General features: G+C 60.6%; 7 protein-coding genes and 1 pseudogene. 6 read left to right on the forward strand and 2 right to left on the reverse strand.

Translation table 11 applies throughout. The features are described 5' to 3' along the window. A pseudogene (locus FLO80_RS23250) lies at positions 1 to 289 on the forward strand (rhomboid family intramembrane serine protease); the annotation flags it as partial. Between the two features lie 134 nt (positions 290 to 423). On the opposite strand, the gene FLO80_RS17805 reads toward FLO80_RS23250, so the two are convergent. Together FLO80_RS17805 and FLO80_RS17810 are read right to left on the reverse strand one after the other, a co-directional pair. Continuing rightward, on the reverse strand, positions 424 to 2,754 hold the full coding sequence (locus FLO80_RS17805) for a S8 family peptidase (protein ID WP_074940746.1): 2,331 nt from the start codon (positions 2,752 to 2,754) through the stop codon (positions 424 to 426). A gap of 8 nt (positions 2,755 to 2,762) precedes the next feature. Continuing rightward, on the reverse strand, positions 2,763 to 3,749 hold the full coding sequence (locus tag FLO80_RS17810; protein ID WP_037240046.1) for an AAA family ATPase: 987 nt from the start codon (positions 3,747 to 3,749) through the stop codon (positions 2,763 to 2,765). An 826-nt stretch (positions 3,750 to 4,575) separates the two neighbouring features. Between FLO80_RS17810 and FLO80_RS17815 the strand changes: the two genes are divergently transcribed. From FLO80_RS17815 to FLO80_RS17840, 5 genes are all read left to right on the forward strand, one after another. Beyond that, positions 4,576 to 5,505, forward strand: a complete 930-nt coding sequence (locus FLO80_RS17815) for a DUF2493 domain-containing protein (protein WP_111368798.1) — start codon at positions 4,576 to 4,578, stop codon at positions 5,503 to 5,505. Between the two features lie 538 nt (positions 5,506 to 6,043). Further along, positions 6,044 to 6,250: a hypothetical protein gene (locus FLO80_RS17825; RefSeq protein WP_007120662.1), complete on the forward strand. Its 207-nt coding sequence runs from the start codon at positions 6,044 to 6,046 to the stop codon at positions 6,248 to 6,250. 562 nt (positions 6,251 to 6,812) lie between these two features. Continuing rightward, positions 6,813 to 7,406, forward strand: a complete 594-nt coding sequence (locus FLO80_RS17830) for a helix-turn-helix domain-containing protein (protein ID WP_111368801.1) — start codon at positions 6,813 to 6,815, stop codon at positions 7,404 to 7,406. Beyond that, positions 7,393 to 9,726: a relaxase/mobilization nuclease domain-containing protein gene (locus FLO80_RS17835; protein WP_111368803.1), complete on the forward strand. Its 2,334-nt coding sequence runs from the start codon at positions 7,393 to 7,395 to the stop codon at positions 9,724 to 9,726. The genes FLO80_RS17830 and FLO80_RS17835 overlap by 14 nt, the downstream gene beginning before the upstream one ends. 8 nt (positions 9,727 to 9,734) lie before the next feature. Continuing rightward, entirely contained in the window at positions 9,735 to 11,735 is a 2,001-nt protein-coding gene (locus FLO80_RS17840) for a type IV secretory system conjugative DNA transfer family protein (RefSeq protein ID WP_099911256.1), read from the forward strand. Positions 11,736 to 11,890 lie beyond the last annotated feature (155 nt).

Here is an 11,890-nt window from a genome sequence, read left to right on the forward strand (position 1 = left end):
CCTGATCTTCGCAATCGTCTCCACAACCAACATCCCCAACTCGCTCCCTCATGCATCTGAGGAAGCATCAAAACAGAAATATCAGGGGGGTCACTTTTGGACGCCGATTACCCCGCTACGGGGTCAATTTTGCACGCCTGTTCACACTATTCTCTGGGGCGTTCTTCCGGGCCAACCCGGCGTGTCGTGGGAGGCGCATCTCTTCGGCGCTATCGCGGGCGCGGGCGCTGCGTTCCTAATCCGGACGCATGTCCATGCGCCGCGCCTCGGCAGCGTCGATCTGGACTGAAGCCGTACACTCGGCCGATTCCGGCCGTTCGATGAGCGCAAAGTTCGCCGCAGCGCGGCTTGCTCGAAGCTGACGTTTGTTAGTCCGAAGATTACCGATAGACGCGCAAAAATTGCTAGAAAATGTCGGGGTCTTCAGGTCCGCAATCTCGGCCGTAGCCTTGCATACAGCTGCACTTGAGCATGGTGCTCCAGTTCGACTACCAGCGCGAAGTTTTGACGGATCTCCTGATCCATAGCCCAGCCACCCACGCAACGTACTACCAGATGATATTCACCGCCATATTGTGTTGTGTCGGCTGAGAACGATATCGAGGCGCTTTGGATTGTGTTTTTGTCGCGAGCGTTCTTCTTGGGCACCAGATCACAATCATATTTTCCCGCCATCTCTGGGGGATCCGTTCCCTCTCCCACCCGAGAGCGAAAATACTCGAAGACGTGATCGACCGGGCAGCCCCGAATAAGGCGAAAATTCATACGCGTGCCGATATACTCTGCGCGGGTTCTTTTCACCGGAGGATCATACGCCAGAGAAACCCGAATAGTGCGTTTTCCTCCTGTCTGAAACTCAATCGGTATTGGCAACCGATAGACTGCGAAATGGTCCAGTTCCAGACTGTCTTCCACGAAGTAAACAACGCGGTGATCATCCGAGTAGGCCGCACGCAAGGTGTCGACGAGGCCAATACCATGGACTCTTGAATGATCACGCGCATCAAGAGCCAACAGTCGTCGAGTGGAAGCCTCTGGAACAGTCGCGGAATTCGCCAGAAGCGCTTTGATCAGATTGGCTGATGCCCCGGGGAAACGTCTGACCAACTGCGCAGCCCTGTTCGCTAACATCGGTGCGGCGAAAGACGTGCCGCTTTTGCTTGTAAGCAATTGACGCAAGAAATCGTGGTTTGTTGTAATCAGGCCTGCCGTCGCCAGATGAGGGGCCGTCTGCAAACGCCTCGCCACGGCATCAAAAACCATTGTCCCGCCATAGTCGACGAAATCAGGTTTGGTCATGCCTCCGGCGCCTGGGCCAGTGCGCGTGAAAGGTGCAGGTTCATCTCGCTCGGTGATGGGCTGAATATGCGCATCAAATTCATGCTGAGGGCCAATGCCGTTTGCATGAGCCAATGCACCAACCGTCACGATGTTCGCGCCTCCAGCAGGTTCACATACACGGTTTGCGACTTCAAGGAGATAGCCCGGATATTGGGTCACGCCTTGCTCAACTGATGTACCGCCACGAGGGGGCCGGTTTCCCGCTGACACAAAGATCAGGACGTTCAACTCACGTGCCAACTCATCCAGCGTCGTTGCCCAAGGACCAACGCGTCCTTGCTCAAAGTTAGCCTTCGTGTCGCCGAGAGAGATCACGAATATCCGGCATCCATGACTTGCATTTAGGCTCTGGATCGTTTGTCTCATCTGGCTCGGCAGCGTCCGACGATCAAAAAACTTCCGCTCGTCCGTTACCACCTTTGCCGAGATAATTCTCGCCACACGTTGCAAAGAGGTTCCGTCGAGCTGCGACCTTAAATCACCAAGCGCGGCAACACCGGCCACTGCCGTCCCGTGTCCGGCAATATCTGCTTCACCGAGCTCGCTGGGAAAGGCCTCGCGCGCGACGATCGCATCCGCGAGGAATGGATGATCGTTCACGCCCGTATCCAACACAGCAATGATTGGCAGATCAGGGTCAAGAGGCGCAACGGGCGGAACATCATCTAGCGCGAACTGGACGATCTGATTGGCTTCGATGTCCGGCTCCGGTGGAAGGTCAATAAAAGCTACTTCAGGAACAGAAAAAATCGGTCTGATAGACTGCCCTGAAGCCTTGACCCGGATCATCGTGATAGATGGCCCAGAATAGTGGTCGTATAGCTCTCCACCCTGCTCCTCAATGAACGCGATGATTTCTTCTGCCTTTCGACGACGCGCAGCCTGCGTCCCGAACTCCCAAAGTTCGACATCGAGTATGTACTCTTGGCCGTCTTGAAGATCAGAAACCTCCGTAAAACCGGCTTCCTTGATCCTGATCCCGAGACGGTCGCGCGGCTCCAGTGTGCTAATACTACCGATACGGTTGATAAAACCGGAGTAGCTCGGATTCTTCTGACCTGCAGGTGTTGGTCCCTCATAGGCATCCAGCCTATTGCGAAAATCGCTCAGTTCATCTGTTGAAGAAAACAAGACGATATTGTTGTCATCGTCTGTATTTAACAACGTGAGTCCAAGCTGTTCCCAGTCTCCCTCCATGGCCAGTCCATGCATGTGGACTTTCAGAATCAGGGATGGATCGACAAATTGGGGAGGGCGGATGGCGCGTTGACGTGCGACCGCATCATCGGCTTCGCGCCGTATTTGCCCTCCGTGACCCTTTCCCGGCTTGGGCGCTGGACCGGGTCTGCCGTCTTTTCGGCGTGCAAAAGGCTCTTTCGCTCTGACCAGTTGCAGATGATCGTATTGTGCCAACAGTGGCCTCACTGGTTGTTCGATAATTTCCTTAATCGCATCCTGCGGCGTTCAGCGTAACGGATGGCATCACGAAAGTCTTTCTTTGAAATGCTTTTTCGGCGATCAAGAAGAGAAATTTTCTTGGCCTGGTTGCAAATTTTTTCAAGCTCGGCATAGGAATAATCAGCTAGGCTCTGAACGAAATCCTCTGCTTCGAACTCCGTTTCGGTGTTTTTCAGCGCATTGGTGAGATACCTGCGGACCATTGCTTCGTCGGGATGGTCAAACCATACTACTTCATCGAAGCGTCGCCATATGGCGGGATCAAGGTGAGCGTCCAGGTTAGTGGCGGCAATCAGAAAACCACCTGGCTGTATCTGATCGATGAAGATCAGAAGACTGTTGACCACGCGTCTCAGTTCACTGTGATCGTTGCCTTCTTCCCGCGACCGCGCAATCGCGTCAAATTCATCGAAAAAAAGTACGCATGGCTGGCGGCGTGCAAACTCAAAGGTCTTGCGAATATTGGTGGCAGTCTCGCCCAAAAATGAAGAGATGAGGCTGTCCAGTTTGACAAAGAAAAACGGCAATCCCAGCTGGCCGGCAAAAACCTCAGCACACAATGTCTTGCCCGTTCCAGGTGGCCCGCAGAACAGTAGTTTGGAACGCACGGGAAGCCCGTGGCGCTTGATCGTTTCGGACTTTCGGAATTCATCCAGTAGCCCAGTGAAGAGCTCAATGTTGTCGTGAGTCAGGATAATGTCATCGGGCGTATGAACGGGTTCGATCCGCTGGATGAACTCTCCGGCCTCGTCTGGGAACGGCACCAAAGGAGAAAGACCCTTGGCTTGCGGGCGTGTCGTCAGTCCATCCAGTGCCTTGCGCAGTGACCGTGCTAGCACTCGGTTGTTCTTTTTTTCCTCTTCGGAGATGATCTGTTCGACAACACCACGGAATTCATCGTCGCGCCCGTAGCTCGACAACAGCTTTTTCATCAGTTCTCCGCGTGCCATGCAACCACCTGCTTTTCGTAAAATCGTAGCCGAGTATTGCGACGAGCGCTACCGAATTTGACGCTTGATTTGGATAAAGCCGGGTTGGCATGCCACGGTGTCGAGAAAGGCTGAGGGCGCATCAAGTCAGTTCGAAATCTTACGGCAAACGTCCGGTTTTCTTGACCTGCTTCACTTTTTTCGCTGCCGCAGCGAACGTCCGCCCGCCCTTTAAGTCGAATGCCCGGACAAGCAATACCTATAGTCGGCAGCGGCGTCGCCCGCACATCAACCTTGGCCAGAGCCTTGCGGCCTCCCCAGCTCGGCTGCGCGTGTCGCAGGGGAGAACGGCCCTTCGGTCCGTCGCGCATTCGGCCATGCGGCCTCACCGCGGCGTCGCACCCAGGCCCCCGGTTTGCCCGCCTCGCGAGCACGTCCCTCCCCGGCCGCTCCGCCGGACTGCGCTCTGGTCTGTTTTGACCTGAGGCCAAAACGATCCCGCCGCTTCATCCGTCTTCCGCGTCCGGTCAGGCCGTTTGCCTGCTCGGGTCGGGCAAACCTACCGTCAAAACACACACACATGAATGCGGAAGCATATCCTCCGGATGGCCCCCAAATCAGCCCGCCTCAAGGATCGCAAAACTTTTCGGCGAGGGCGGGGCCTGTGGCGAGGGGCGATCCCGTGCGTGAGCGCGCGCGTGTGTCGGGTGCTGGGCTCGGAAAACTTTTGCGCCCGGCAAGCCGGCGGCTGCGCCGTCCCTGACCCGGGCAGATTCGGAGAACCAGACATTCGGCCATGCCACCACACTCACGTGGTGGCCTTGCAACCGAACACTGGAGACCAGACATGGCTTACGACAATGCAAACACCTACGAGACCATCGAGCTTTTCGGACTGACCGAGAAGGACGCGCACCTGCCGATCCCGGAGGATCACGTCCTGACCGACCACATCATCCGCGAAAGCTTCGAGGCATTGCTCGGTCAGCTGCGCGGGACCGGGCTCGAAGCAGAGATCGAACCGCTGGCCCATGGGCTCGCCACGATCCTGCAGCGGCGCAAGGTGGCGCTTGGCAAGGAGGTCGACCGCACCGCCGACAAGATCGGCGCGCTGGCAAAATCCCACGACGGATCGGAGATCGCCGAGACCGCGATTGAGGAGGCGCAGGCGCGCTTTGTGCAGCTGCGCGAGATCGTCGGCGCCATCGAGGTAATGAGCGAGGCGGCGGCTGAATGCTACGAGGTCGAAACGGGCCACGCCTTCATCCCGGCAGCCGGGTCGCGCGCAAGCGTCCGGGCGCAGGAGACCGGGGCGGTGTTCGAGGCGCGGCAGCTCCTGGAACAGCACGACCGCGAAACCGCCGAGAAATCGAAAGTCGAGGGGGTGCCCCTGATCGTCTCAGGCGCAACCGACTGGACAGATGTCGATGTGATCTTCAACACGCTCGACAAGGTTCGCGAACGGATCAAACAGAACCGCAATCAGGAGATCTTCCTCTGCCACAAGGGTGGCAAGCACGGGGCGGAGATGATTGCGGCTCGGTGGGCCCGGGCACGCGGGGTCGCGCAGGCGCGCTTCGATCCGCGCTGGTCCGCGCATGGGCGGGCGGCACCGTTCAAGTGCAACGACGAAATGCTGGATGACAAGTTCGCGGCGACGGGGGTTGTACTCTTCGGCGGCAACGGGGTCGCGCTGAACCTCGGGCAGAAGGCGGAAGCGAAAGGTCTGACGGTCATGCGGGTTGCGGACCCGGCGAAGAAGACCGCGCAGGATTGAAGAGAGCGGGTCGCGCTTGGCGCGGCCCTTTCGTCATGTCTCATGGCGCGTGCGATCGGTCATGCGCGATCGGCAGTCTGCGGCGTCCAGCACCGTTATCCCTCTACCCAGTCCGTCAGAGTGCGGCCCATCCGCATCGGTACAGGATGGGGATGGTGAGCCCATCACGCACATCGTCAGCAGCGCAAGACGCGAGGGGTCGAGACGTCGCACATGAGGCTGAAGACCTGCACGTCCCTCGGGGCGTGTTTCGGAACATCGCATCCACGCGGGCGGGCTCCGTCAGCACCCCGGCCAGGCTCGGTGGGACGCGGACGCGGATGGTGGCGGCTGCGTGATAGCAAGGGTCATCCGGGTCTCTCCTTTTTGCTCATAGATGTGGATCGCACGGGGTCGGCCCAATCGTGCCCTCAGCTCACGCTTCGGCAAGCACAAATACGGCTTCCACGGCTAGCCGCGGACCCTCCGCATTTGCGCTTGCGATCGGGCCTCTTGCCCCCGTGCCGGGTGATCCCCATCGCAACCAGGAGAGACCCAAATGACCAACCACTACGTCGCCACCGTCCCCGTCAAGTTCACCGATACCGATGGCCAGGAGCGCACCCGTTTTCAGCGCGTGGGCGCCATGTTCCGCAACACCCGCAACGGGGACGGCTCGGAGTTCTTCAGCCTCAAGCTCGACTTCCCGGTCGCGGTCTCGGAGCTGGTGATGTTCCCGCCGAGCGCGAAAGATCCCCAGGACTGAATCCTCTGACGAGGATGGGCTGCCCCAGGACGATCTTGGGGCGGCCCGATCTCTGTTCCAGGGATGCCGCGTCCGGCGGTCAGATCGCCCGAGGCGACTTCACGAAGCCGTCGGCCGCTGCGCGTTCAACGGACGCACTCCCCCCGAAATGATCAGGCCGCGACAGACCGGCCAGTCAGCCTCAAGGGGGCCATCCACAAAAACCTATCGGCGAGGGCCTCCCGGTTTTTGCGGCAGAGATTTGGCGGAGCCAAATCTGGCCCGCCTTGACCCTGCCTGTCCGCCCTGTCGGTGGGGTTTGCGCCCGCCCGCGGTTCCGTCCGAACACATGCGTGTTCGGTCAGACCCTCGGGCGGTGCTGGGGAAGGGGACCCATTGGACAGGTGGGTCGCCCGGTGGTGAGGGCGGAAGAGCCGCGTCCCTGCGGGCCGCGGGGGAAGCGGACACCAAGGCTGCCTGAGCCTGAATGCGACGTAAGTATATAATTGACAGTGGGGTATATTATCGTAAGGTAGGGGCAGCCTTGGTGGAAGGTGGCAGGAAATAGGGGGTCTTTCTTCGCATGTCGCGCTCAAAACGTCTCACAGATGCGGACCGCATGGAGATCGTTCGCGAAGCCGCGGAAGGCGTTTCCACTTCAGTGCTGGCGGAACGGTTTGGCGTGTCCGTGCGGGCGATCCAGTACACGCTCAAAGCCGATGCCGAGCGCCAGACGGATGTCGCAATTCCGGTCTCAGCGGTCAGTGTGAAGGTCACGGCTGCGGAGCTTGCGGCGCTTGACGAGGTGTTGGCGAAGGCGGGGATCGAGAGCCGGGCCGAGGGGCTGCGGCGGCTCATTCAGGCGGCAGGCGGGGTGTTCGTTCCGGACGCGCAGATGGCGGCCGAGATGGCGCGCTACCGCGCCTCGCTGCACGAGGTCGGTAATGGGGTCGCGCAGATTGCCAAGCAGATGACGCAGGCCAACCGGCGGGGGCAGGGGGCCGTGGGGGGCACGAGTGCCGAGTTCACCGAATTGCGCCTTGCGCAAATGCGCGGGCTGGCGCGGTTCATTCTGGATTCCGCTGACGAGATCGATCTGCTTCTGCGCCGCCGTCGCAACGCGATGCAGCTGCAGGCCACGGCCGCGCTGCGGGAGTTTGCGCATGCGGCTGAATGATGCCGTCCATGCCGTCACGGGCGAGGTCTTTCGGGATGGCTGGAGCCGCGTCCGGGGCTCAATGCAGGGGCTGCACGTGGCCAAGCAGACCCAGCTTGCGCGCGCGGCAGCAGGCCACCGGCCAGCGGTCTTCAAGGCGATCCGGGGCGGGGGTACGCATACCAAATCGCAGCTTGCAAACCAGCTCGATTACCTCACGACCAAGTCCACCCATATCATTGACTCGAGCGGGTTTCTGGATGGCAAGACGAAGCTCGAGGCGGGCGACATCAAGGACCTGACCGAGCGCTTTGCGAAGCGCTGGGATGCGGGCTTCAAGCCCAAGCTGGGCCAGACCACACACATGCTCATGTCCTTCCCCATCGGCACGCGCGGCGAGGATGTGCGCGACATTGCGACGGATGTGGCCGAGCGGTTCTTCCAGACTGATGAGGGGCATTTCGACTACATCATCGCGGTGCATGAGGACCGCGATCACCCGCATGCGCATCTGGTGCTGAACCGCCGCTCGCAAGAAGGCGAGTTCTTCTTTCTGGGGCGCAATCACCGCTTCAACTATGACGACTTCCGCCTCGCCATGGTCGAGGAGGCCGAGAAGTATGGCGTGCGCCTGGAAGCCACGCGCCGGGTGGATCGCGGGGCTGTACATTACCCATCCCGGACCAGCGAGGTTTATGCGGCGAAAGAAGAGGGTCGCGCGCCCCGCGAGCGCGAACGCGTGGGGCAGGACCTGACCCGGACGCTGGCGGAGATCGCCAACACCAGAACCGTCTACCATTCGCTTGCCGCAGAGGCCTCCCGGGAGGCCCGGGAAGACATCGCCGCGGCACTCTTCCGCGCGGGCGAGGTGCTGGCGCATGGCGGACAGATGGACCGAACAGGAGATGTGTATATGGCCGAGGATCAAAGCTTCGAGGATCTGAGAAGCCTCTATGCGGAAAAGCTTGCGCGGGTGCAGGGCATGATCGCCGAGAAGTCTGACGCGGAACGTCCCGTGCTGGAAAAACGCCTCATCGAGATCCAGACGCAGGTCCAGCATATGCAGCCTCTCGGTTTGCGATCATCTACGCTGTCAGAGACCCCCTCGGAGGGCGGGATCTATTCCGAGGCCAATATCGACACCAACCAGCGCGAGCGACTGGCAGAGCCCGATCTGAAATCGCGCATTGACGTCGCACTACGGGGCACAGGGATCAGCACATCGGAAGTTGTCGCCCGGATCGAAACCGGCGCCTCCAATGCAGCGCTCGAGCATCAATGGATCGCCAATGATCTCTCCAAAGTGGCTGAGGCGCGCGATCTGAACCTCGAACGCCGCGCCGATCTGGAGCAGGCGCGCGACATTCTCAACGATGTGCACGTCGAACTTGGCACGCTGTTGGAGCGCGAGAACGTGCTGCGCCGGGATGGTGTCATGGAAGCGGAAGCGGTCAGCGAGCAGTTCCATTATCATGAGGGCGCGGTGCGGGCGATGGAAGGGACAATCCGTCAGGAGATGCGCGCAGACGGCCTGACCGCGCAGCAGATCGAGGATCGGGACTGGGAGGTTGTCTCAAGGGCGGAGCGCCGGATCGAGACGGAGCAGCGCGCATATCTCGAGGCACACCCGGATCTGCTCGCACGCCCTGGCGATGTGATTGACCGGTCTGAGCCCTACAGGGAGACCATTACCGATGCGGCCCGCGCCAGCGAGATCACCCGCGAGGTCGATCGGATCATGGAGGGACGCGACGTCCGCACGCCCGTTGCAGATGCTGTCACGGATGACTTACGAGCGCGCTATCCGGACATGCCGTCCCACCTCGCCCGCGGGCTCGGCGCGACCTATGCGGCCGTCGTCGAGATCCGGGATACGGAGGCCATCAATCAGGTCCGCCGCGAAACCGAGATGCGCGACGGGCTCGGGTCTGGCACGCGCGACGCACTCCTCGCAGCCCGCGGTGAAACTGCGCCGCAGTCTGGCCGTGCCGACCGCCTCGCAGACGATATTGCGCGTGTCCTGGACCATGAGCGGGCGGGGGAGTTGTCCGCGCCCTTCGAAACCGAGGCGGAGCGGGACGCTTTCCGGGGCGAGATCGCGCGGGTGCTGGATGACCCTCAACTTGAGAGGCTCACATCCGGCGATGCCGATGCGCTGGAGAAGGTTCTCGAGGACCGTCTCGACCGGCTCTATGTCGCCAAGGTCTACCTGCAATCGGATGCAGCGACGGCCAACACGGAGGCCTTGCGCCAGGTGGTCGATGATCTTGCCGACACCGAATATGAAAAACATCGCACGACAGATGTGGATGGCGAGACCGAGCGGGGTCAGGTCCATTGAGCGCCTCCATGGGAAAAGCGCGGATCGCGACCGGCGTCCTGCTGGTGACGCTGGTGACCGGGGCCATGGGCTATACGATCGCGTCGGCGGTGCTGACCTACCAGGACCTTGGTTTCGGGGCCGAGATCGATTTTGCCTATATCGCGCAGAACTATCTGGCGATCCTCGATCACCGCCCGGAGGACGCGCAACTTATTCACCTGATCATCGGCAGCTTCGCCGCCGCCGGCCTGATGCTGAGCCTCGCCCTCTCGGGGTCCGCTCTGACACGGTTTGGCCAGACCCATTGGCAGACCGCGCGCGAGATGAAGGCCAATGGGTTCTTCGGGGCGCCCGGGACCGGGTTCATCCTCGGCAAGCTGGGGCCGCCCGGCTCCCGCGCCAATTACATTTGCTCCAAGGTCTTCCCCCATGCGCTGATCGTGGCGCCCACGGGCCGCGGCAAGACCACGGGCTTTGTCATTCCGAACCTGCTGACTTGGCAAGGCTCCGCCGTGACGCTCGATGTGAAGGGCGAATGTTTCGAGGCCACGGCCCGTCACCGCGCGGCCCAGGGCGACAAGGTCTATCGCTTTGCCCCCACCGATTGGGAGGGCAAGCGCACGCATCGCTACAACCCGCTCCTGCGCATCTATCAACTGAAAGATCCCGCGCGCCAGCAGATGGAATTGCAGCTCCTGGCGACGCTCTTTTTGCAAAGCGACAACGACCGGGTGCAGGGCCTCCTCAAAGGCGGGATCGATCTCTTCGTGGCGGCAGGCCTGCTGGCCTTCCAGCGCAAGTGCCCGACCTTGGGCGAGATCTACCGCATCGCGGCCTCGGGCGGGAACAAGCAGAAGGAGTATTTCGCGCGCGGCCACGAAGTCGACAACCGGGCGGCCAAGCTGATCTTCACGCGGCTCGCTTCGACCAACAACGATACGCTGACCTCATACGTCTCGCTCCTGATGACCTCGGGGCTCGATCAATGGCAGAACCCGGCCATCGATGAGGCGACGGCCGTGTCGGACTTTGATTTCCGGACGATCCGCAAGAAACCCTTTTCGGTCTATCTCGTGGTCCAGCCTCTGATGGTGAAGCCGCTCGCGCCGCTGATCCGGCTCTTCTTCTCCGATCTCCTCTCCGCCATGCAGGAAAAGGACCCCGGGCCGGATGAGCCGTGGCCAGTGATGATCATGCTCGACGAGTTCAACCGCCTCGGGAAAATGCCCATCGTGGTCGAGAGCATAGAGACCCTACGCACCTATCGCGGTCACCTGGCCGTGGTCACGCAAACCATCCCCGCCCTCGATGAAATCTATGGTGAGAACACCCGCCGCGCGCTGCAGGGCAACGCGGGCGTGAAGCTCTACCTCACGCCTTCGGATGAAAAGACAGTCGAGGAGCTGAGCAAGGCGGTCGGCAAGACCACGAAAACCGTCGTCACTCGGTCTCAGTCCATCGGCAAAAACCCATTTGAAGGGCGCAGCCAATCCACGCGGACTGAAGAGAGCTCGTTGTTGCCTGAAGATGAAGCGCGCCGCCTGCCGCTCGATGAAATCGTCATGGTCATCGACGCGCAAATGCCGGTCCGGGCAAAGCGGATCCAATATTTTGATGATCGGCTGTTCAAGGCGATCCATGCGGCGCAGACGGGCGAGTTGCCGTTTCCAAAGCCGGGGGGAGGTGGGCCGCAGGGGAACCTGCCGCTGAGTGTGCGCGCCATGCCGATGACTCCGCCAGCGAACGGACCAAGTGGACCTGACGCCGTCGTGGAAAACTCAGCTCAGGCTTCTGGTGGTCAACTGTCACGGCAAACTGACGGCGTTTCAAAGAAAACCGCGCCCGTCGTTCAAGCTGTGATCGCCGAGGAACAGCGCCAGATGGAGATGGATTTTGGGAGCCAGGCTGCGGATGCCGAGGCTGCGAGCGTCGTTGATGAGGTGCAGATGCGCTCTGCTGTCGATGGCTTAGAAGACATGGAAGCGATGCTGCAAGAGGACGGTGGTGAAAGGCTGGTTGCTCGATAGCGTGGTGGGCATCGCCTGTATGTCAGGGAGGGCGGGTTCCTGACTGTCGCTGCGGACACGTTATATACATGGCGTGCTTCAAAAAGAAGACATTTGTTGTAGTCCTTTCTTGAATCTTCTGGCTGATCGCTCTCCTTGCGCCAAACTGGCGAACT

The sequence above is a fragment of the Aquicoccus porphyridii genome (genome assembly GCF_008369105.1).
GTDB lineage: Bacteria > Pseudomonadota > Alphaproteobacteria > Rhodobacterales > Rhodobacteraceae > Aquicoccus > Aquicoccus porphyridii.

Excerpts from the sequence above, each read along its gene's own strand:
- FLO80_RS17810 (WP_037240046.1), bottom strand. The coding sequence starts at position 3,749 with ATGGCACGCGGAGAACTGATGAAAAAGCTGTTGTCGAGCTACGGGCGC.
- FLO80_RS17840 (WP_099911256.1), top strand. The coding sequence starts at position 9,735 with ATGGGAAAAGCGCGGATCGCGACCGGCGTCCTGCTGGTGACGCTGGTG.
- FLO80_RS17830 (WP_111368801.1), top strand. The coding sequence starts at position 6,813 with ATGTCGCGCTCAAAACGTCTCACAGATGCGGACCGCATGGAGATCGTT.
- FLO80_RS17835 (WP_111368803.1), top strand. The coding sequence starts at position 7,393 with ATGCGGCTGAATGATGCCGTCCATGCCGTCACGGGCGAGGTCTTTCGG.
- FLO80_RS17825 (WP_007120662.1), top strand. The coding sequence starts at position 6,044 with ATGACCAACCACTACGTCGCCACCGTCCCCGTCAAGTTCACCGATACC.
- FLO80_RS17815 (WP_111368798.1), top strand. The coding sequence starts at position 4,576 with ATGGCTTACGACAATGCAAACACCTACGAGACCATCGAGCTTTTCGGA.